A 21,800-nucleotide genomic window follows, 5' to 3' on the forward strand; every position below is an offset into this window, starting at 1 on the left:
GTAGAATGTGGTTTTGACAAAAGAGAAGCTCAAAAAGAAGCTCAGCGGTGCCTAAGATGCCAGTTAAGACTTACAATCTCTAAAGCGCCGTTACCACCTGAAAAGAATAATAATAAAAAGTGAGAAACAGATTTTAAAAAAGGAGGTATGATTATGTCAGTAACAGGATATGTAAAAAACGTTCTTGAGACGGTAAAAAAACGTAATCCAGGAGAGTTAGAATTTCATCAAGCAGTAACTGAAGTTTTAGAATCACTTATTCCAGTAGTCGATAAACATCCTGAATTTGAAGATGCAGCACTCCTGGAGAGGATAGTTGAGCCGGAGCGTCAGATCATATTTCGTGTACCCTGGCAGGATGATAAGGGTAAGACCTATGTTAATAGAGCTTTCAGAGTTCAGTTTAATTCTGCTCTAGGGCCGTATAAAGGCGGGATTAGGTTTCATCCTTCAGTCTATATCGGTATTATTAAGTTTTTAGGTTTTGAGCAGGTTTTTAAAAACTCACTCACCGGTCTTATGATGGGCGGAGGAAAAGGCGGCTCAGATTTTGACCCTAAAGGAAAGTCTGACTCTGAAGTGATGAGGTTTTGTCAGAGCTTTATGAGCGAGCTTTCTCGCCATATCGGTGCTGATACTGATATTCCAGCTGGCGATATCGGTGTTGGAGGCAGGGAGATAGGATATATGTTTGGGCAATGGAAGAGGCTTACCGGTCTTTTCAACGGTGTTTTAACAGGTAAGGGTCTTGATTTCGGCGGTTCTTTGGTTAGGACTGAAGCAACAGGATACGGCTGTGTCTATTTTTGCCAAGAGATGCTAAAAGATAGAGGCACATCTTTTGAAGGTAAGACTGTTGTTATATCGGGGTCCGGCAATGTTGCTATCTATGCAGCTGAGAAAGCCCAAGAGTTAGGCGCAAAAGTAGTTGCATTATCTGATTCCAGCGGGTTTATCTATGATAAAGACGGTATTAAGCTTGATACAGTAAAGCAGCTTAAAGAGGTTGAGCGTAAGAGAATCAAAGAGTATCTCAATGAGCATAAGTCGGCAGAGTATCATGAGGGTTGTAGCGGTATCTGGAATATCAAATGCGATGTAGCTCTTCCTTCTGCAACACAGAATGAGCTTGATGAAAAAGCTGCCGAGGTGCTTATTAAGAACGGTTGTATTGCAGTTGCAGAGGGTGCGAATATGCCCTCTGCTCCCGAAGCTATTGAGTTGTTCTTAAAGAATAAAGTCTCTTTCGGTCCCGGTAAAGCAGCTAATGCAGGCGGAGTTGCAACATCAGGGTTAGAGATGGCTCAGAACTCTCAGAGATTAGGCTGGAGCTTTGAGGAGGTAGATAAGAATCTGTATCAGATAATGGTTGATATATACGAATCAGCAAGAGCAGCAGCCGAAGAGCATGGTACGCCTGGGAATCTTGTTAACGGTGCTAATATTGCAGGATTCCTAAAGGTTGCCCGCGCAATGATGGACCAAGGTCTTGTTTAATCAACCAATTATTTAAGGGGAGTAAGATGAAAAGAGATATTATTGAAGAGATGGGGCTCAGTTACGAAGAGTATAAGATGATAAAAAAGGTTATAAAACGAGAGCCAAACTATACGGAGTTAGGAATGTTCTCTGCCATGTGGAGCGAGCATTGTTCATATAAGAATTCCAAGAAGGTGTTTAAATTTATGCCTACTAAAGGAAGGAATGTTCTTCAGGGTCCGGGTGAAAACTCTGGAGTCGTTGATATGGGTGATGAGATTGGTGTAGCTATAAAGATAGAGTCTCATAATCATCCTTCTGCAATTGAACCTTACGAGGCTGCGGCAACAGGAGGAGGAGGGTGTTTAAGAGATGTCTTTACCATGGGAGCAAGGCCGATTGCCTTATTAGGTTCTTTAAGATTGGGTAATTTAGATAAGCCGCGTACAAAATATTTACTTAAGAACATTGCTAAAGGTTTTGTTGATTATGCTAATAAAGTAGATATGCCTGTTGTAGGCGGTGAGATATACTTCGATGAATCTTACGAGGGTAACCCTCTTGTAAATGCTTTTACAGTGGGAGTTGTTAAGCATAAAGATATTGTTACAGCTCGGGCTAAGGGTGTAGGCTCTCTTGTCCTTATTATCGGCCGTGCTACAGGCCGCGACGGAGTCGAAGGTGCAGCTATGGCTTCTGCCGGACTTACTGAGGAGGCAACAAAAAAGAGCAGTGCGGTTGCTATCGGAGACCCTAAGATGGGTAAGGTCCTGCGTGAAGCCTGCCTTGAGCTTATAAGGAAGAATCTTGTAATAGGAATGCAGGATATGGGTGCGGCAGGTTTAACCTGCTCTACTTCTGAGACAGCTTATAAGGCTTCTATGGGCATGGAGATAGACTTGCTCTCTGTACCAAGAAGCGAGAAGAAGATGACAGCCTATGAGGTTATGCTCTCTGAGTCTCAAGAAAGGATGCTTGTGATTATAAAACCTAAGAATCTATCAAAGGTAGAGGCTGTTTTAAAAAGTTGGGGCGTACCCTGTAATCTTATCGGCAAGGTAATAAAAGAGAAGGTATTGCGAGTTAAAGAGGGAGATAAGATTGTAGCTGAAGTTACCCCTGCAGCACTTGTTGAAGCCCCTATCTATACCAGAAAGTTTAAAAGACCTGTATATATGGATAAGATTTCAAAGCTTAATCTGGATGAGATCGAGCAGCCCAAGAGTTTGGGTGATACACTCTTAAAGCTTCTTAAGGCTCCAACAATTAGAAGCAAAGAGTCTCTATATAAGAGATCTAAGACATCTGCAAAGTATATCAATGTTGGACCTGGTTCGGATGCCGCAGTGTTATCTGTTAAAGGAACTAGTAAAAAGATAGCAGTGACTGTAGATGGTAATTCAACCTATACTCTGCTTGACCCTAATAAAGGCGGCCAAATTGCTGTGGCTGAAGCTGCGCGTAATCTTGCTGTTAGCGGTGCTCGTCCTTTAGGTATAACAGATGGTTTAAATTACGGCAGTCCTTATAATGAAGGTGTCTACTGGCAGTTCAGACAGTCTGTCATAGGTATGAGTAAGGCAGCAAAAGAGTTAAGTATCCCTATTGTTAGCGGTAATGTAAGCTTTAACAACGAAAACCCCAAGGGTTCAATCAACCCTTCGCTTCTAGTAGGCATGGTTGGAGTTATTAGCAGAGGTGTAAAACCGATGACGCAGAACTTTAAATCATCAGATAATGTGATTATTCTTCTGGGCAGCACTAAAAATGAGTTAGGCGGCAGTGAATACTTAAAGACTATCCATGGTAAGAAGATAGGCAAGGCTCCGTCTATCAATCTTGATTCAGAGAAAAAGCTTCAGAGAGCAGTCTTATCGTTGATAGAGAAAAATATCTTACTCTCTGCGCATGACTGTTCTGAAGGCGGCTTGGCTGTTGCTATAGCAGAGTCCTGTATCTCAGGCAGTAAAAAGGTAGGTGCTAATATTGAGATCAACTCTGTTTTAAGAGATGATCTGCTCCTATTCTCAGAGACTCAATCCAGAGTAGTTCTCTCTTGCAAATCCAAAGATGCTGATAAGGTTCTATCTGAGGCAAAAAGAATAGGTATTCCTTCTAAAATAATAGGGCATACGGGAGGAGCAAGACTTAGAATAGTAAAGAGTGGTAAGAGGTTGTTAGACCTAGAGATCTCTAAGCTAAATAAAGCTTGGAAAGAGAATTTTGTAAAATAAGAGTCATTAAATTATAATTAAGCTAGGGGTTATTTAAAAAAGACCCCTGGCTTTTTATTATCTTAAATCGGCTTGCTTAATAAATCTATCTGGTTTAAAATTATTGAAGCAGAAGGAGGTTAATATATGCCAGGTAAAAGATTGAATAGATCAGAGGTTCTAAGATTAGTTAGAGAGAATGACGTTAAGTTTATACGTTTATGGTTTTCTGATATAACCGGCCAGATGAAAGGTTTTACTATAACACGCGAAGAGCTCTCCGATGCTCTTGAAGGCGGTATGGGGTTTGATGGTTCATCTATCAAGGGTTTTGCACGTATAGATGAATCTGATATGATTGCTCTGCCTGACCCCTCTACTTTTGCAATATTACCGTATAGACCCAGAGAGAAGGCAGTTGCCGGGATGTTATGCGATATCTTAAACCCCGATAAGACTCCTTATCAAGGGGATCCGAGATATGTCTTGAAGAAGACTCTGGAGAAGGCAGAGAGGCTTGGCTATCTCTTCAATATAGGACCTGAATTAGAGTTCTTTATATTTAAAGACGAAAAAGGTACAGAGATTTTAGATGAAGGAGGTTATTTTGACATTACAACTTTAGACGCCGGTAATGAAGTTAGGCGTGAAATTATTTTAACGCTTGAAGAGATGGGGATTCACGTAGAGTATTGCCACCATGAGGTAGCACCATCTCAGCACGAGATAGATTTGCGCTATAAAGATGCTTTAGCTATGGCTGATATCGTTATGGTATATCGCATGGTTGTTAAAGAGATTGCTCAGAAGCACGGGCTCTATGCCACCTTTATGCCTAAGCCTATCTATGGTGTGAATGGCTCTGGCATGCATGTGCATCAATCTCTATTTAAAGAAGATAGAAATGTTTTCTTTGATAGAGAAGATAGAAACAATCTTTCAAAAGAAGCCAAGGGTTATATAGCAGGCGTCTTAAGGCATGCTAAAGAGATTACTCTTGTCTGTAACCAGTGGGTTAACTCTTACAAGAGGCTTGTCCCGGGTTATGAAGCTCCGATCTATATCTGCTGGGCTCATCGTAATCGCTCTTCTTTGATCCGTGTGCCGATGTATAAGCCGGGAGAAGAGAAGGCTATGCGTATTGAGTTTCGTTCACCGGATCCAGCTTGTAACCCCTATCTTGCTTTTGCCTCCATGCTTACAGCAGGGTTAAAAGGTATAGAGAATGACTACCCGCTCCAAGAACCCCTCGAGAAGGATGTCTATCGCCTGACGGTTGAAGAGATGGAAGAGCTTGGCATTGGGTCTCTGCCCGGTAGTTTGATAGAGGCGATTGAGGTTGCTGAAGGTAGCGAGCTTTTGCATGAGACCTTAGGTGAACACGTCTTCTCTAACCTAATAATGGCCAAGAAGATTGAATGGGACGAATATAGAAAGCGTGTCCATGATTATGAGATAGATACATACCTTCCTGTTTTATGAGGGCCTACAAAAAACATGTTGAGACTCTAAGTGAGATAAGTAAGGCTATAACATCCGATCTATATTTAGAGGATGTCTTAAAGCTGATTGTTACTCTAACCGCTAATGTTATGGGGGCTAAGATCTGCTCTCTATGGTTATTAGAAAAAGATACAGGCGGACTCAGGATACGCGCTACTCAGGCTATGAGTGAAAGATATTTAAAAGAGAGGACTCTTGAAGCAGGAGAGGGTATAGTAGGTCTTGTGGCTAAGAGTAAGAAGCCAAAGATAGTGGAGAACGTTTTTAAGGATAAGATATTTAAAGAGAAAAAGTTGGCCAAAGAAGAAGGTCTTGTCTCTATGCTTAGCGTGCCTATGATGGTTAAGAACAGTCTGATAGGGGTTATAAATCTATACACTACTGAGAGTTACAAATTTAGTAAAGGTGATATTCTGCTTCTGACTGCTGTAGCTAACCAGGCTGCTGTTGCAATTGAGAATACAGAGCTTCTGATAAAGACGCAGCTTGCCCAAGCTGAACTTGATGCACGTAAAAAGATTGAACGTGCAAAAGGAATATTAATGAAGGAACAGAATCTTGATGAAGATGAAGCATTTAGATTGATGCGTAACTCCAGCATGGATAAGAGAGTATCTATGAAGAATATAGCTGAGGCTATAATCTTATCTTATGATATAAGAAAGTCTAGAAAAGGCTGATGCTCCATTTTGCTGTGCAGGACTCTATAAGAACAGAATCTTAATAGCCCCTTCTGTTATTTTTGCGAATGATTTTTAGATCCAGCTTTAATTGAGTAATATAAAAAGAAAGACGGTAAAGTAAATCTGGTTTTAGCTAAAATTAGATTATTATATTATCAGGTACTACGGTATTTTTCGGTATAACTGTAATACCATTCTTTATTACATAGTATTCACTCTCTGCTTCTTGGATATTGTTTTGATTTATTATTTTTACTCCTGAGCCTAACTTAACGTTTTTATCTATTATTGCTTTTTTTATCTGGCAGTCTTTCCCTATTCCTACGACTGGGTCTTCTGCATTTATATCATAAAAGTCATTACCCATGATTATAGAGTCTTCTATTACTGTGCCATCATCTATAAAGCTACGCAGACCTATGATAGAGTGTGATATTTTCGCCTTTTTAATTATAGTTCCTTCTGCGATTTTAGAATGTGAAATCTCACTGTTATTTATTTTTGATAGAGGCAGATAGCGGGGCCTTGTATAGAACGGCCACTCTTCATCAAAAAGATTTAAAGGGGGTATATCTATTGTAAAGGCTAGATTCTCGTCATAAAAAGATTTTACTGTTCCAATATCTTTCCAGTAGCCGCTGTGTGTATAGGCATAGGCTCTCTTCTCTTCTATTGCATTTGGTATAATCTCTTTGCCGAAATCAAACTTATTGCTATTTTTTGACAGTAGTTCAAATAGAACCTCTTTTTGAAAAAAGTATATCCCCATTGAAGCCAAGAATCTCTCTTCGCCGTTAATATTTAGAGATAGTCTCTCTATATCTGTGTCGCTTGACGGTTTTTCCATAAATTTTTTTATTCTATAATCTTTATCAGTTGCCATAATTCCAAGGTTTGGCGTATCTTCTTTTGAAACTGGATTGCAGGCAATGGTAAGTTCCGATTCTTTCTTGATGTGGAAGTTTATTAAATATTCAAAATTCATTTTGTAGAGTTGATCCCCCGAGAGTATCAGAATATGTTTTATTCTGGGGTCGTTGAAATGTTTGAGACACTTTCTTACAGCATCAGCTGAGCCTTGAAACCAGTCGCTCTCATCTGCTGATTGCTCTGCTGCCAATATATCTACGAAGCCCTGTGAATAGTGGCTTAACTTATAAGTTCTTGTTATATGCTTGTTTAAAGAGGCAGAATTGAATTGGGTCAATATCCATATCCTATTTAAACCAGAATTAAGACAGTTGCTTATTGGAACATCTATGAGGCGGTATTTGCCGATTAGAGGTACTGCAGGTTTTGCTCTATACTTGGTAAGAGGGTATAGCCTTGCTCCTCTTCCGCCGCCCAGTATGAGACAGAGTATATCTTTCATTCAAAACATATTAGTCCGAAACAGAGATATCTTCAATAATTAAAGTAAGCAGCCTAATTAATGCTTTAATTTCCAATAGTGAGGATTTTTTATAGAGCAATACAGCAATATTTTTTCAAAGTTGATAGAAATTATAGACAAGACACCAGAGATGTTTGATAAGGCGATAGAGATGGCGGAGGAAGCGGTGAAAAGAGGAATAGATCCTAGTTTTTATCTTGGAAGATAATATATTTTTTGTTTGACAGAGACTATAGTTTAAAAGATACTATTAGTCAGACGATGTGGTTATAAAATTGGCAAAGTTGCCCGGCTCTGGGGTGGAAGTCGGGCTTTTTCATTTTAGGCTGTACGAAGTTTATTATGATAGAGGCTAAATTAAAAGAGCTGCTTAAAGATGTAACATTTATTGATATTGCAAGCTGTGATTTTAAGGGGCGTCCTAATGCTGCGCCTAAGTTTTTATTAAAATATGTTGGAAATTTAATATATTTAATAGATTACATAATAGGAAGAACTTATGATAATCTAAAAATCAATCCTAGAGTATCACTCCCTGTTATGGATTTTGACACTCTCAATGGTTATCAGATAAACGGAGAGGGGCAGATTTTAGAGAGCGGCGCAGAATATGATAAACTTGCCAAGGAGCTTAGGGAGAAAATAAAAAGATTATCAGTAGATAGGCTTATTGAAGGTTTAAAGAGCGAGAGGATACACGATAGTTTTGAAATAGTATTTCCTAAAAGAGTAGTTATCTTTAAAATTAAAGTTAAAGAGGTAGTCGAAATAGGGCCGACTGGTGAATTAAAAAGGGAGAAAATTTAGATAAAGAAAACTCAAACTATAATGATCTGGTTTCTGCCTTTAATCACTATTGGAGGGTTGTTTTATCCTCTCTTAGGTTATCTTGTCATTGCGATGATGGCTACATTATTGATGCTCTTATTTTTTAAAAAGAGGTACTGGTGTTGGAATCTCTATCCGCGAGGTGCATTCTTAGACGGCGTTATGTCCAAAGCAAGTCTTAAAAAACCGGTTCCAAAATTATTTACAAAACAGCGGTTTCGCCGGGTTATTTTGTTTATTTTTATGCTTATCATTGTATATCGCATGATAAATACAGGCGGAGATATTTTAGCTATTGGGGCCGTTTTTGTCTCAGCCTGTCTTATTACTACCATAATAGTAATTATTATGGCTGTTGTTGTAAAACCAAGAGCGTGGTGTAGTATCTGCCCAATGGGTACATTGCAGGATAAGGTAAGTAAAATTGGAATGTAGCTGTTTTCAGTTGCGAATTTAATGAGGTATATTATTCCATCTGTTTTTCTTGCTATAATTTGAAACTACTCTTGACATAATCAGTATGGCATTTAAAATGGTTTGAACAAAAAGGAGGATTTAGATGAGTCTTAAAGAGATCACAATGGACGAGTTGAACGTTGAGAGTTTTATTAAAGAGAAGATAGAAGATCTTAAGAGCATAGCAGGAAAGGCAATAGCTATCAATGCATTGTCTGGCGGTGTTGACTCATCAGTAGTTACTATGCTTGCTCACCGTGCTTTAGGGGTCAACCTAAAGACGTGCTTCATTGATTCAGGTCTTATGCGTCAGGGAGAACCAGAATATATTGTAAATCTTTTTAATGATATGGGAGTCAGAGTTGAGCTCATAGACGCAGGAGATGATTTTTTTGGTGCACTTTCAGGTTTAGAAGATCCTGAAGAGAAACGCGAATCTATCACCCAGACTTTCTATAAGACTGTGTTTGGCAGGATAGTTAAAGAGAGCGGAGCAAAGTTCTTGCTTCATGGTACAAACTATACTGATGTTGAAGAGACAATAGCAGGAGTTAAGAGGCAGCATAATATCATAGAGCAGCTTGGCATAGATCCTGAGAAGGCTTTTGGTTATAAGGTGCTGGAGCCTCTGGCTGCACTTAGAAAAGAGGCGATAAGAGAGGTCGGTAAAGAGCTGGGATTACCCCAAGAGATATACGCCAGGCCTCCTTTTCCAGGTCCTGCTCTTGCAGCACGTGTAATAGGTGAGATTACGCCTAACCGTGTCAGCGTGGTTAGAGCTGCTACAGTTATAGTAGAAGAAGAGTTAAAAGATTCAGGGGCGTTTCAGTACCTTGCAATTTTACATAAAGATAGAGTTACTGGAATGAGGGATGGCAAGCGGGACTTTGGTCTTCAGATTGAAGTTAGATGTTGGGATAGCCGCGATGCAACAGTCGGTACCCCTACAGATCTTTCTTTTGATACTTTAAAAAGGTTAGGGGATAGAATATCAAAAGAGGTTCCAGGCGTTGTAAGTGTTACTTATAATATTACTTCTAAGCCGCCGTCAACGATAGAGGCTATATAAATTTAGTTCCGATTATTAGTGAAAGGTAGCTATAGAGAAGTAGATTCCAAATCCTATTAGGGTAAGTCCGCAGATAAATGTAATTATTCTGTATATTCTATCTGATATGAATCTCCTGCCTTTACTTATTGTTAGAGAGACAATACTATACCAGCTGAGGTCAGCAAAAATATGGCCTATTAAAAATACTCCAATACCTACCAGACCTAGTTTGTTTGCCCCTAGAACCAACCCTAACCCTATGGTTAGCCACCAGATGCTCCAGTAGGGATTGATGATACTCATAGTTATTCCTAATAAGGGTAAATTACGATTTTTATCTTCCTCTATCTCTAAATCTAAAGAGATCTTTTGGATGGATTTAAGCATATTGATTCCAAATAGAAAGAGTATTATTGCTCCGAATGTAGAGACGATCTTTATTACATAGAGTTGGTTTATTAGTTTTGAAAGTCCAAGTACTATCAATATAACCATCAGGATTTCTAAGACAGCGTGTCCTAAAATTATAAGCGGCCCTGTTTTAAATCCATGACGAATGCTTTTTGCAACAACAGTTGTGAGGAGAGGTCCTGGGGCAAGGGCTCCAGATAGTGCTATAGCAAAAGATACTAAGAATATAGAGAGGTAGTCCATGGATAGATTTTACTAGTTAAGATTTGATTTATCAAATTTAAGTTAGTATTATAATTGTTGCTAACTTGATAGCTTTGGAATAGACTATAATAAATTGAACTTAAAATGAAGGAAGTTTTCTATCTATTTTTGGTTTTGTTAATGCTTCAGGGTTGCGCTGCGTATAAATCTATACACTATGGTCAGGACTATTCTCCGCCTACAGATGTTGATGATATTGAAATTTTCTCTTTTAGTCCTGAAGGTTCTTACATTCAATTAGGAGAGGTTACTGTATTTGGAGTAACACCGACAAATAGAGCCCACATGTTAAAACGTCTTAAAGATATGGCTGCTGAGATGGGTGGTGATGCAATAATAATTAAAGAGTGTGGAACGCCAATATATATACCAAAACCTATACAGGGTCTGGTTATAAAGCGGCAGGAAGAAGAGGTATCTATGGATAGCTTCGTAGTTGATTGTGAAGACGGGAATTTAACAGATAATAGGTCTGAATACATTAAGTAAGGAGGAAGAATGACACTTTTTTTGATTAAAGCTTTGGGCATATTACTTTTTGCTTTAGGTGTAATTTTTCTAATCGATAACAAAAGGTTTCAGGATTTTATTAAATTTTGGAAGAAAGGAAATAATATCTATTTAGCCGGTATTATCAAAGTGTTAATCGGTGCGTTGTTTATTGCAGTTTCTGCAGATACGAATTTATTGATATTTATATTCGGTATGCTCTATCTAATTGGTGGAGTAGCCGTCTTTGTTTTAGGTCCCAAGAAAGTGAATGGGTATATAGACTACTGGGCAGGTAAAACCAGTAAAAGTATACCTTGGATAGCAATCTGCTATTTAACAATGGGAATTCTGTTAATATATTTAGTTTGATGACCTATCTATACGGAAGAGAAGGAGAATAAAATGGTTATTAAAAATAGGAGAAAATATTTTAGGCTTGAAGTAGGTGCTAAGGTAAATGTCTATAGTGAAGAGAAGTCGAAGAGTATCCGTGAAGATAAAATCTCTGCAACCGTTAAAAGCATAAGTGCCGGAGGGGTATGTTTTAGCTCTGGCACCAAATTTACCCTTGGTAATATCATTAAACTTGAGGTTTTACTGCCTGATGAGAACATGCCATTTTGTCTAAGAGGTGAAGTTATATGGTCTAATCCTGTAGACAGTGGTGATAGATACGATACAGGAGTAAAGATGCTTTCGATGGGAGAAGGCGACGAGCAGAAGTTTATCAAATATATTTGCGCCAAGATGTCAGAGAGACTTAGCAAATATCTTCATTTTTAAATAAGAGGTGGGTTAAATGTTAAGAGAAATATTAAACAGGGTATATTTAGGTAATAGTGTTTTAGATTATGTTATAGCATTAGCAATACTTTTAATAGGAGTAGTAATCGTAAGAGTTTTTAAAATTGTTGCTCTGCACCGTCTTAAAAAACTTGCTCAGAAGACTCAAACAACATTTGATGATTTTTTAGTTTTGGTAATAGGAAAAGTAGCCCTACCTCTTTTCTACCTTGCTTCTTTCTACTTTGCTTTAGCTGCTCTTAATTTAACAGCTCAGGTACAGGGGGCAGTAAATAAGGTATTTTTAGCAATTGTAGTGTTTTCAATCGCAAGGTTCGTTGATCTCCTGGTTATTTATGGCTTCACAAATTATCTTAAAAAATATGGTCAGAATATAGCATTAGAGAAGAGTCTTAATACAACCTTAAAGATTATTAAGCTTATTATTTGGGCTCTTGCAATAATATTCTTTATGGATAATCTTGGGTTTAAGATATCAGCTATTATTGCAGGTTTAGGTGTCGGCGGTATAGCTATAGGTCTTGCAGCTCAGGCTGTTTTAAAAGATCTCTTTAGTTATTTCTCTATTACATTTGATAGACCTTTTGAAGTGGGCGATTTTATAATAGTTGGAGATCTTTTAGGTACTGTTGAATATATCGGTGCAAAGACTACCAGGATAAGAAGTCTCGGTGGAGAGCAGCTAATATTCTCGAATACCGATTTAACAGATTCAAGAATAAAGAATTATAAAAGAATGGAGCAGAGAAGGGTTCTCTTCCAGTTTGGAATAGTATATCAGACTCCCTATGAGAAGTTGCAGCAGATCCCCGGTATTGTAAAGAATATCATAGAGAGTGTAGAGGATGCTCTATTTGACAGAACGCATTTCTCCTCTTATGCTAATTCCAGTCTTCTCTTTGAGGTTGTCTATTATGTTATAGGTAGTGATTACAATAAGTATATGGATATACAGCAAGAGATAAATCTGGCTCTATTTAAAGAGTTTGAATCTAGGGCTATAGAGTTTGCCTATCCTACGCAGACACTCTATATCAATAAATCTAATGCTTGATATTTAAGCGGGTAATGTATAGATTTATTCTTTCTCTGACGAGTATTGTAATAACTGCTTCTTTCTTCTTGCCTTGGGTTAACGTTGAACAGACTCATGCAGGAGCTGTTAAAAAAGTTTTTACAGGGGAAGGAGCAGCCATTATAAAGCTAAGCGGTTTCAATATTCCCCTTGAAGCCAATGGCAGCAATTCTAGCCTTGTATTAAATATAGCAAAGTTCTTTAACTTTGGCTTAAGAGAGTTTGCGCATAAAAGTTGGTTTCTGTGGCTGGTTCCGGTATTTGCTATATCTATCGTTAGGTTCTCTAAGAGATATAAGAGAAGCAGGTCATTCAATCTTTTTATCTCTTTGGTAGGCTTTGGAATATCTTTAACCGTAATGCATGGAATCGTCGGTCTAGATCTGGATAAGTTTATTTATGAGATAAAATTAAAAGAAGGTTTTTGGGTTACCTTAGTATCTTTTTTTGTAATAGGATTGCTTGGGCTAATGCAGTTAAAATTGTTAACTGTAAAAAAGCCCAAGCATTGAAATCACTTTATAGAAATATCGTCTATATAGATAGCGCCTTCCTTTTTAGTTGCAGTCATATCTTCAAATACTAAAGTAAGCTCATTTAAGCTGGATAGATCATTAAGACCACCAAGGCTCTTAAAAGGTATAATTACCTCCTGCCAATCATCGGTTACGTTGCTTACGTAGTATTTTCCGACTTCTCCTTTTTCATTTTTAAGTTCGACTTTAAAAGTTGTAGTATAATCTCTCATCTCATCGCCTTTTATCCAGAAGCTCAATACAGATCTGTTTGAGGCGTCAAGACCGGCAAGGTCCATCCAGAAGCCGTTATAAGCAGGGTTGGGTGAGTCTACATCATAGTATATTTGAATTGAGTATCCTTCATCGCCCCGTCTTATAGTAGTTATAAAGCTATCCGTTGCACTTTGAGTTATATCATCCGGGTCTCTATCCCAGGCGCCAAAGTTTCCTTCAATATTGTTGGGTTTCTCTCCAGAATTAAAATCTGCGATAATTATTGGCTCTCCATAGGTTGTGATGATAGGTTCGATATCCTCTACCACCAACTCTTCTAAAGATTCAGCTGCAGGTTCCTCTGTTATTGCCTCTCTTTCCCCTGACGGTGCTTTTCCGCAGCTAATGCAAAAGATACATAGAAAAGCTAAGACCATAAGTCTTTTTGCCATATGACCACCTCCTTATTTATTTGTGGATATTTATTCTATGTAAAAGAAGCTTTATATGTCAACAAGGAAATAATTGATTTTTTCTGTCCTTGGTATACACTGTATTAATGCAAGATTTTAGTATTAAGAGGCGTATCTATTACCATGATACTGATTGCGGTGGTGTTGTCTATTACGCTAACTATCTTAAACATTTTGAAGAGGCGAGAACAGAGTTTTGTATAGATAGGAATATAGCGCTTAAAGAGCTGCAGGATAAGGGTGTATATTTTGTGGTTTCAAAGGTTGAAGTAGATTACAAATCTCCTGCTAAATATGGTGATATCATTAAAATATCAGCTGAAATAGAATATGTTAGGAGATCGTCTCTATCTTTTTATCAAGAGATTAAAAGAGAGGATAATCTTTTGGTTAAAGCAAATACACTCTGGGTCTGTGTGGATAGCAGTTTTAAACCGCGTATTATACCTGAAGATGTAAAAGCCTTATTTACTACTTAGTTTTTGGAGGGATACCAAAGCGGACGAATGGGCCTCACTCGAAATGAGGTGTTCTGAGTGATCGGGACCGGGAGTTCAAATCTCCCTCCCTCCGTTGTTATTCAACCTCTCTCCATTTCTCCCAGGTAATTGGCAGGGATTGCAATAATTCATTTACCTTAGTAAGAGCTTCATAAGAGAAATATACTTTAGAATTACTGCCTGAGTCAGGAATATGGAAGGTATCACCCGATAATACTATGCTTCCATATACTTTTACGTATGTCGGGGGAGATGTAAAAGCACTTCCAAGTTCAATAGAAGCTGAAGTTTGACTGCCTGATATGATATGTTTGGCAATGATAGCCCCTTTATATTGTCCGTAATTACCTATCTTAACCGTTGAATTTGGAGCATATATGTTGCAGTATAATTCAGGATGATTATAGGCAATAAAGACATCTTCGTAATAAAAAACATCTTCTCCTTCGTAGTCTATGCCTTCTACATAAAAAATGCAGTCTTCGGCACCTACAGATTCATTTTCTGGTTTTATTTTAGGAGTGTTTCCAAATTCAATTTTACCTTTAATATTAATATCTACAGGGTTTTGATAGCTTATTAAGCAGTTATTTCCGGCAGATATTTTGTTAATATTGTAAGTTCCTTCACTAAGTATTAAAGTAACATTGTTTCCCATAGTTATATCGTTGTAATTACCCGGTGTTAGTATATGAGTAGCATTAGTTGCTATAGCGATATTTTGAGTTCCTGCTTCAAAAGTGGGAAAGTCAGGTAACCCTGAAAAAGGAATACTGGCTGGTGAGATCTCATCTCCAGTATGTATAAACCCTACACCTGTAGTGAATTGAGTATTATAATAAATATCTCCTGAAACTGTAGCATTATTGCCCAAGGTAATTGAATCGCCTATGATTGAGCTGGCAAGATTAGCATTATCACCTATCGCTACTTCTCCGCCGTCTAAATATGCACCTATAGCACCGCTATTTATTGTTAAATTATTACCTACGATAATGCTCTCTATTCCTACAAGAGCAAAATCTTCTAGATTCATTGCAGGAGCTCCCTTTAAATATATCTTTGAGTTTTTACTCTCTGTCTGGTTTATTATGATAAGGCCATACCATGCAGCATCTCCAAGCATTTCGAGTATTGGATCACTCTCTGAATGAGATCTATCTTCAATATATAATATTCCGTAACCACTAAAACCATTTAATAGGGTTAGTTCTGCATTTGAAACAGATACAATCTGAAAGTTATCTTCAGAACCTATAGATATATTTATATAAGTTGTATCTTCTGATAGAGCAATATTAGCATTCTTTTTAATTACAGCTGCAAGGGCATCCATCTCTACTGAATAATCAAACTCTCCTTCTGTAGGAGGAGAGCCTTCTAAGGTAATATTACTTGTGTTAAGGAGGCTAGTTGATAAGTTTAATTTTATTGCTTCTTTTTCACCTGCAACTTCTATCTCCTCCATATTAAAGTTTTTACCGCTAAATATTGTATACTCTTCTTCTCCGGGTTCACCATGGATTTCAGCAGCGGAATTAGAATCTAAGAGCAGGAAGTTTAAAGCTGCAAGTTCATCTATATCTAATTGGATCTTTAAGCCTCTCTCTTGAGTCAGCTTCTTATAGGTTGCTTCAGAAGACGGCAGTAATAAGAGAAATATTAAAAATGCAGAGATTAAATTCTTTATATTCATTATTCAGCCTCTTTCCATTCCATCCAGAGGCTATCTGTTGCCGACTCTAAGCCGGAATTTACATTCTCTATTACTTCTTCGCAGTAATAGTTGTTGGTATATGTGCCTTCGGTAGGAATATAGAATTGGTTTCCTATCAATATGATACTGCCGCATATTGAGACCTCTTCTGCCTCTCCTTCTCCTCCTTCATCACCAGAAAATGCACTCTCTAATGTGATATCTATATTATTTCCAGCTATAATCTTATTGCCTACAATCGAACCCTCACAATTAGCGTTATTACCTATCTTTATATTTGAATATGTATTGGGAGCATAGACATTACATTCAGTTATTGCGTTGCTTCCCATTTCAAAAACATATGTATCGCTTGAATAGCTACCTTTAATATAGAAAATACAGTCATCTGCGCTGACGCTGCCATCATAAGGTATAATTTGGGGATTACTTCCCATATCCACTTTTTTGGTTATATGAACTGTTGAGATATCGCTATATTTTATTGCACAGTTATTACCCATTGTTATTTTATTGATGTAATAATCTCCTCCAGAGAATATTAAAGTACAATTATTACCGAATGAGAGGTTATTATAAGAACCAGCTAATAGGGTATAAGTTACATTATTATTTCTTGATATATTTTGAGTCCCGGAACTAAAGCTTGGAAATGTAGGTAGAGTGAGAAATGAGGGTGATAGTGGAGTTATCTTACTTCCATCTAGGTCAAGATTGCTTCCGTATACAAATGTATTGTATGTTACATCTCCGGCCACTTCATTATTATTGCCCATAACAATAGTACTTCCAAAAAGGGAGCCTTCAAATTCATGGTTATTTCCAATTACCATACTTCCCCCTGAAGCCGAGACTCCGACATTGCCGCTATCAAACTCTGCATTATTACCGAATGTTAGATAGTTTATCCCTAACATAGAGAAATTAGCTATACCTGTTTGACCTTCCCCTTCTGAACCGTTCAAAAATATCTTTGAGAGTTTATTGCTTTCTGGTTGGTATATTAAGATTACACCGTACCATTTCGCATTATTAATCATCTCAAGAATATATTCTTCTGGGCTATGGTCTCTATCTTCAATATAGAGGATGCCGTAACCAGTAAAATCTGTAGATAGGGTTAGTTTGACGTTATTTACATATAGGATATGATAATTTTCACTTGAGCCAAGGGTAGTGTTTTGCAATGTTGTGGCTTCTGTAATTATTGTATTAGCATTTTTACGCAAAAATGGAGCTAATGCATTCATATTTAGAGTATAACTAACGTTATCTATGATCGTACCGTTTACCCCCTCTAAAGTTACATCGCTTATATTTAAATTATCTTGGCTTATATTGCATCCTATTGCGGTATTGCCGCCTGTTATCACCTCACCATCTATGTTGTGGTTTCTACCATCAAATATCGTTGTCTCTGATGAACCTGCTAAGCCTTCAATATTAGCGCTAGGACTATCACCCGTTAGAATCAGATTAATCAATTCTAGCTCTCCCAAAGATAATTGAGGTTTTAAAGCTGTGATTGAAGTCTCTTTTTTATATTCTGCAGCATAAAGAGTGATGGACATTAAAAAAATAATAAGCATAAAAAATATTGTTTTTTTCATCTTTATCTCCATTTTGTATTTTCTTTATTTATAATTATGCAACATACATGCCAAGAGATGCAAGAGGGAAGTAATTGAGGTTTAAATGGTTATATAGGTGCTTGTACAGCAGCTATGAAAAAACTGACAACTTCAATTACTTAGTTTAACCAATCTTTACGTTTAAGATGAATATTATGCCAAAAGTGAATTATTTGTAGGAAAAAATGAAGAAAAATTAAGGAGAGAGATCAAGGTTTTATTTCAAAATCAGTAAGTTTTTTGAATTTTCTCATTCTTCTCTCTATATCGATAGTTGATATCTTCCCAAGCTTGCGTAGGCTAAAATCTTCAACAGCAAATGTTGCCATTATGGTTCCGTAGATGGTTGCTCTTCTTAAATTCTCATGGTCTATTCTTTTTATTTTAGCCAAATATCCTATAAATCCTCCGGCAAATGTATCTCCTGCTCCTGTTGGATCAGAGACGGATTCCATCAAATAGGCCGGGGCTGTAAAGATATGATTCTTTGTAAACAGCAGGACTCCGTGCTCCCCCTTTTTAATTACTACAATCTCTGGTCCCAGCTTCATTATCTCTTTAGCGGCTTTGATGATGTTTTTTTGGTTAGTAAGCTCTTTTGACTCGGATTCATTTATAATAAAGATGTCTATTCTTTTTAAAAGTTTAAGCAGCTCTTTACGCTTGTTCTCAATCCAATAGTTCATGGTGTCAGAAGCAATAAGTTTTGGGTTTTTGACCTGATTTAAGACTCTTATCTGTATCTCAGGGTCAATATTAGCTAAGAATAGATATTTGCTATTCTGATAGCTTCTGGGTATCTTAGGATTGAAATTGGCAAATACATTTAAATCAGTTGTTATGGTCTTTGGATTTGAAAAATCCCACCCGTATTCACCTTCCCAATAGAATGTCTTACCTTGCTCTATCTTTAAACCCTCTATATTGATATGCTTATTTTTTAAAAACCGGATATGTTTTTTGGGAAAGTCTTCTCCTGCAACAGCAACAATTTTAACAGGAGCGAAGTTTATTGCACTTATAGAGAAGTAGACAGCAGAGCCGCCAAGTATTTTGTCAGCCTTACCGAATGGTGTCTTTATGGTATCCAGCGCGACAGAACCAACTACTAAAATGCTCATGGTCATTTATTTTATCAATAAAATTTTAAATAGGAAGTGTTAAATTACGGTATTTGAGATGATTTTCTCTCTTAGCATTTTAATTGCAATTTTTTGAATCTAATTTTATAATTGTAAAACATTGGTTTAAAGTAAAATACCACTGAAATATAGAAAATATTATTAATACTAGGAGGAGTATATGGATAGGCGTGTTTTAATCATCATCTTACTGGTTGTTGTCGGAGGAGGATTTTTAATATGGGGAGTAAGTTCGTCTAGAGAGGATTCAGAGCAAGTATATCAGGATCAAGGTGTAACAGAGTTATCTCAAGATGATACGGAAGTCTCTGCTGCTTCTGAGATAGAGAGTATTTCTCAGTTTGATGCTTTGATTGAAAAAGGAGCGGAAGGTACTTTTGAAGAAGGATTATTATTTGCCAAGCAGCTCACAGAAAATAATAAGCTAATAGAGGCTAGAGAAGTGTACAAGAGATTAGTCCAGAATTTTTCTAGCCATCCTGACGTAGGCAAATTAGAGCAGAAACTTTGGGGTATAAATATGAAGATAATGTTCTCTCCTCTTCTCTCCGATGATTCTGTAATATATGAGGTTAAGAAAGGAGATACTCTGTATTTAATAGCAAAGCATTTTAATACAACAGTAGGTTTCTTAAAGAGGAGCAATAGTTTAAGTTCAGATTTAATCAGGATAGGACAGAGGTTGAAAATTGTGACTTCAAAACCCTCTATTATTGTAGATAAATCTTTAAATATTCTGACTCTTAAAATGGATGATGAAATAGTTAGGGTTTATTCTTGCTCAACAGGTGAGTTTAATTCAACCCCAACCGGAGACTTTAAGATCATAAATAAACTTTCTCATCCTACTTGGTATAAAACCGGTGCAGTTGTTCCTCCGGATAGTGAGGAGAATATACTTGGCAGCCGCTGGATGGGTTTTGAACTTGCAGGATACGGTATCCATGGTACAACTAAACCCCAAAGCATCGGCCAACAGGTAACCGCTGGCTGCGTCAGGCTTTACAACAAAGATGTTGAAGAGCTTTATGACGTTGTACCTCTAGGCACTAAAGTTACTATCATTGAATAATTATGGCTGAACTGGATTTTGAAAGACCGATACTGGAGTTAGAAAGAAAGATCTCCGAGCTGGAGAGTTTCTCTCAAGATAAGAATATCAATCTTGATGATGAGATTGGCGGTTTTCAAGGGAAATTAGAGAATCTTAAAAAAGAGATATACGGAGCTTTAACGCCTTGGCAGAAGATTCAGGTATCACGTCATTCAGATCGCCCGACTCTATTGGACTATGCCAATATGATCATGGATGATTTTATAGAGCTTCATGGCGATAGATGTTTTGGAGATGATAAAGCTTTAATTACAGGGCTTGCAAAGATAGGCGGAGAGAGAGTTGCTGTTGTTGGGCACCAAAAGGGAAGAGATACAAAAGAGAATTTAGAGCGGAATTTCGGTTGTGCTCATCCTGAAGGATATAGAAAAGCTGCCAGAATCTTTAGCTTGGCTGAGAGATTCTCTTTGCCGGTCATATCTTTGATAGATACTCCAGGTGCTTATCCCGGCGTTGGAGCCGAAGAGAGAGGTCAGGCTCATTCCATAGCTGAAAATATCAGAGATATGTTTCAGATAAAGACCCCTATCATTGTTGTTATTATAGGAGAGGGAGGAAGCGGCGGAGCCTTAGGGATAGGTATAGGTGATAGGGTCTCTATGTTTGAGTATTCTTATTATTCTGTTATATCGCCGGAAGGCTGTGCTGCGATATTATGGCGGGACAGAGCAATGGCAGAACAGGCTTCAAAGGCATTAAGACTTAACGCAGAAGATCTATTAAGTTTTGGGATAATAGATGGGATAATAGAAGAACCTTTAGGCGGGGCGCATAGAGAGCCTGAAGTTGCTGCCAATAATCTTAAAGATTTTATCTGCCGGTCTTTAAGCGAGCTTAAAGGTATATCCATTCAAGACCTTATAGATAAGCGTTATCAGAAATTTAGGAAGATAGGTCTTATATCTGAATCTTCTTCGTGATCTTTATCTGTCTCTCTTCTTAAATAATTTATAAGTATCTATTCTCTGTCTTACAGAGAGGGGATAATTCAGAAATGTTTTCTCCAGTAGATTTGAAGTTTTGCCTCCGGAGATTCCCCGTTTTGAACTTTCTATAAATGCTATTATCTCCTTTGCTTTAGTTGATTCTATCTTTTTAAGTTCTTCTATTATTTTATTTAAAGGTAATCTTTTGCGATATATTATTGTGTAAGCTTTTTTGACTTCATCTATCTCTTCATTGCTAAAACCAGCACGTTTTATACCTACTCTATTAATTCCAAATATTTTAGAATTACCTATTAACATCATAAACGGAGGTACGTCTTTTGTTACACGCGATAGCCCTCCGATCATAGCCAGCCGTCCTATTCTTACAAATTGGTGTATAGCGGTGTTTGCTGAGATTGTTACACCCTCTTCTATTTCAACGTGCCCTGCTAAGAGTGAGCCGTTACTTATTGTGATATTGTTTTTCAAGCAGCAGTCGTGAGCAATATGAGAGAAGCTCATTAGATAGTTATTGCTACCTATCTCTGTTCGATTCTCTTCTTCCGTTGAAGTATTGATAGTTGCATATTCTCTTATTATGTTATCATCGCCTATTAGGAGATGTCCTAATTGCTTCTTTAGCCCTAGCATCTGTGGTTTTTCACCAATAACAGAGCCGGTGTGGATGAGATTGTTTTTACCTATCTTGGTCGAACCTTTTATATGACAGAAAGGCAGTATCTCTGTACCTGCTCCTATCTCTACATGCTCTTCTACTATAGAGTATGGCCCTATCTCAACGCCTTCGCCAATCTTAGCTCTGGAATCTACTATTGCTGTTTTATCTATTTTCATTGCTTAATTATAGCACAAAACAATTGAAGAAATAAAACCCTTGTGTTATTCTTTAG

General features: G+C 37.5%; 22 protein-coding genes and 1 tRNA gene. 16 read left to right on the plus strand and 7 right to left on the minus strand.

The features are described 5' to 3' along the window. Nucleotides 1-153: 153 nt before the first annotated feature. From gdhA to P9L98_06125, 4 genes are all read left to right on the plus strand, one after another. On the plus strand, nucleotides 154-1,497 hold the full coding sequence (gene gdhA / locus P9L98_06110; GenBank protein ID MDP8216866.1) for an NADP-specific glutamate dehydrogenase: 1,344 nt from the start codon (nucleotides 154-156) through the stop codon (nucleotides 1,495-1,497). Between the two features lie 26 nt (nucleotides 1,498-1,523). Beyond that, a complete protein-coding gene (purL, locus tag P9L98_06115) occupies nucleotides 1,524-3,713 on the plus strand; it encodes a phosphoribosylformylglycinamidine synthase subunit PurL (protein ID MDP8216867.1) in 2,190 nt (729 codons plus the stop codon). A gap of 126 nt (nucleotides 3,714-3,839) precedes the next feature. Continuing rightward, the gene (locus P9L98_06120; protein ID MDP8216868.1) at nucleotides 3,840-5,174 is read left to right on the plus strand and encodes a glutamine synthetase family protein; all 1,335 of its coding nucleotides are present in this window, start codon (nucleotides 3,840-3,842) and stop codon (nucleotides 5,172-5,174) included. Further along, nucleotides 5,171-5,875 carry an ANTAR domain-containing protein gene (locus P9L98_06125; protein MDP8216869.1) on the plus strand — a complete coding sequence of 235 codons (705 nt, stop codon included), beginning with the start codon at nucleotides 5,171-5,173 and terminating at the stop codon, nucleotides 5,873-5,875. The genes P9L98_06120 and P9L98_06125 overlap by 4 nt, the downstream gene beginning before the upstream one ends. A gap of 142 nt (nucleotides 5,876-6,017) precedes the next feature. Here the strand turns inward: P9L98_06125 and P9L98_06130 are convergent, their stop codons facing one another. Further along, the gene (locus P9L98_06130) at nucleotides 6,018-7,250 is read right to left on the minus strand and encodes a glucose-1-phosphate adenylyltransferase (protein ID MDP8216870.1); all 1,233 of its coding nucleotides are present in this window, start codon (nucleotides 7,248-7,250) and stop codon (nucleotides 6,018-6,020) included. A gap of 363 nt (nucleotides 7,251-7,613) precedes the next feature. Here P9L98_06130 and P9L98_06135 point away from each other — a divergent pair, with 363 nt between their 5' ends. From P9L98_06135 to P9L98_06145, 3 genes are all read left to right on the plus strand, one after another. After that, the gene (locus P9L98_06135; GenBank protein ID MDP8216871.1) at nucleotides 7,614-8,078 is read left to right on the plus strand and encodes a pyridoxamine 5'-phosphate oxidase family protein; all 465 of its coding nucleotides are present in this window, start codon (nucleotides 7,614-7,616) and stop codon (nucleotides 8,076-8,078) included. Between the two features lie 21 nt (nucleotides 8,079-8,099). Next, nucleotides 8,100-8,534: a 4Fe-4S binding protein gene (locus P9L98_06140; protein ID MDP8216872.1), complete on the plus strand. Its 435-nt coding sequence runs from the start codon at nucleotides 8,100-8,102 to the stop codon at nucleotides 8,532-8,534. A 124-nt stretch (nucleotides 8,535-8,658) separates the two neighbouring features. Continuing rightward, on the plus strand, nucleotides 8,659-9,624 hold the full coding sequence (locus P9L98_06145) for an ATP-binding protein (protein MDP8216873.1): 966 nt from the start codon (nucleotides 8,659-8,661) through the stop codon (nucleotides 9,622-9,624). Nucleotides 9,625-9,639: 15 nt separating this feature from the next. Here the strand turns inward: P9L98_06145 and P9L98_06150 are convergent, their stop codons facing one another. Beyond that, nucleotides 9,640-10,260, minus strand: a complete 621-nt coding sequence (locus tag P9L98_06150) for a LysE family transporter (protein MDP8216874.1) — start codon at nucleotides 10,258-10,260, stop codon at nucleotides 9,640-9,642. Nucleotides 10,261-10,365: 105 nt separating this feature from the next. On the opposite strand from P9L98_06150, the gene P9L98_06155 reads away from it, so the two are divergent. Genes P9L98_06155 through P9L98_06175 form a run of 5 tightly spaced genes read left to right on the plus strand, consistent with a single transcriptional unit; the run spans nucleotide 10,366 to nucleotide 13,164 of the window. Further along, nucleotides 10,366-10,770, plus strand: a complete 405-nt coding sequence (locus P9L98_06155) for a hypothetical protein (GenBank protein MDP8216875.1) — start codon at nucleotides 10,366-10,368, stop codon at nucleotides 10,768-10,770. A 9-nt stretch (nucleotides 10,771-10,779) separates the two neighbouring features. Then, nucleotides 10,780-11,142 carry a hypothetical protein gene (locus P9L98_06160; GenBank protein ID MDP8216876.1) on the plus strand — a complete coding sequence of 121 codons (363 nt, stop codon included), beginning with the start codon at nucleotides 10,780-10,782 and terminating at the stop codon, nucleotides 11,140-11,142. Nucleotides 11,143-11,175: 33 nt separating this feature from the next. After that, nucleotides 11,176-11,556 carry a PilZ domain-containing protein gene (locus tag P9L98_06165; protein ID MDP8216877.1) on the plus strand — a complete coding sequence of 127 codons (381 nt, stop codon included), beginning with the start codon at nucleotides 11,176-11,178 and terminating at the stop codon, nucleotides 11,554-11,556. Nucleotides 11,557-11,572: 16 nt separating this feature from the next. Next, nucleotides 11,573-12,631, plus strand: coding sequence for a mechanosensitive ion channel family protein (locus P9L98_06170; GenBank protein ID MDP8216878.1), 1,059 nt, complete (start codon nucleotides 11,573-11,575; stop codon nucleotides 12,629-12,631). 14 nt (nucleotides 12,632-12,645) lie between these two features. Further along, nucleotides 12,646-13,164, plus strand: coding sequence for a hypothetical protein (locus tag P9L98_06175; GenBank protein MDP8216879.1), 519 nt, complete (start codon nucleotides 12,646-12,648; stop codon nucleotides 13,162-13,164). Nucleotides 13,165-13,166: 2 nt separating this feature from the next. On the opposite strand, the gene P9L98_06180 is transcribed toward P9L98_06175, so the two are convergent. After that, on the minus strand, nucleotides 13,167-13,835 hold the full coding sequence (locus P9L98_06180) for a carbohydrate binding domain-containing protein (GenBank protein MDP8216880.1): 669 nt from the start codon (nucleotides 13,833-13,835) through the stop codon (nucleotides 13,167-13,169). 107 nt (nucleotides 13,836-13,942) lie between these two features. On the opposite strand from P9L98_06180, the gene P9L98_06185 reads away from it, so the two are divergent. Next, nucleotides 13,943-14,335 (plus strand): thioesterase family protein, encoded by a 393-nt coding sequence (locus tag P9L98_06185; GenBank protein MDP8216881.1) that lies wholly within the window; start codon nucleotides 13,943-13,945, stop codon nucleotides 14,333-14,335. 5 nt (nucleotides 14,336-14,340) lie between these two features. Then, nucleotides 14,341-14,429 (plus strand) — tRNA-Ser (locus P9L98_06190). A 3-nt stretch (nucleotides 14,430-14,432) separates the two neighbouring features. Here P9L98_06190 and P9L98_06195 read toward each other — a convergent pair. The 3 genes from P9L98_06195 to P9L98_06205 form a co-directional block, all read right to left on the minus strand. Further along, entirely contained in the window at nucleotides 14,433-16,052 is a 1,620-nt protein-coding gene (locus P9L98_06195) for a hypothetical protein (protein ID MDP8216882.1), read from the minus strand. Then, nucleotides 16,052-17,683: a hypothetical protein gene (locus P9L98_06200; GenBank protein MDP8216883.1), complete on the minus strand. Its 1,632-nt coding sequence runs from the start codon at nucleotides 17,681-17,683 to the stop codon at nucleotides 16,052-16,054. Before P9L98_06200 ends, P9L98_06195 begins: the two co-directional genes overlap by 1 nt. 230 nt (nucleotides 17,684-17,913) lie before the next feature. Continuing rightward, nucleotides 17,914-18,825, minus strand: a complete 912-nt coding sequence (locus P9L98_06205) for a PfkB family carbohydrate kinase (GenBank protein MDP8216884.1) — start codon at nucleotides 18,823-18,825, stop codon at nucleotides 17,914-17,916. Nucleotides 18,826-19,006: 181 nt separating this feature from the next. Between P9L98_06205 and P9L98_06210 the strand changes: the two genes are divergently transcribed. Both P9L98_06210 and P9L98_06215 read left to right on the plus strand, forming a co-directional pair. Beyond that, a complete protein-coding gene (locus P9L98_06210) occupies nucleotides 19,007-19,918 on the plus strand; it encodes a L,D-transpeptidase family protein (GenBank protein MDP8216885.1) in 912 nt (303 codons plus the stop codon). A 2-nt stretch (nucleotides 19,919-19,920) separates the two neighbouring features. Then, on the plus strand, nucleotides 19,921-20,880 hold the full coding sequence (locus tag P9L98_06215; protein MDP8216886.1) for an acetyl-CoA carboxylase carboxyltransferase subunit alpha: 960 nt from the start codon (nucleotides 19,921-19,923) through the stop codon (nucleotides 20,878-20,880). 3 nt (nucleotides 20,881-20,883) lie between these two features. Here P9L98_06215 and lpxA read toward each other — a convergent pair whose 3' ends face one another. After that, complete coding sequence (gene lpxA, locus P9L98_06220; protein ID MDP8216887.1) at nucleotides 20,884-21,744, minus strand: acyl-ACP--UDP-N-acetylglucosamine O-acyltransferase; 861 nt, start codon at nucleotides 21,742-21,744, stop codon at nucleotides 20,884-20,886. Between the last annotated feature and the right edge of the window lie 56 nt (nucleotides 21,745-21,800).

This window comes from Candidatus Kaelpia imicola, from assembly GCA_030765505.1.
GTDB lineage: Bacteria > Omnitrophota > Gorgyraeia > Kaelpiales > Kaelpiaceae > Kaelpia > Kaelpia imicola.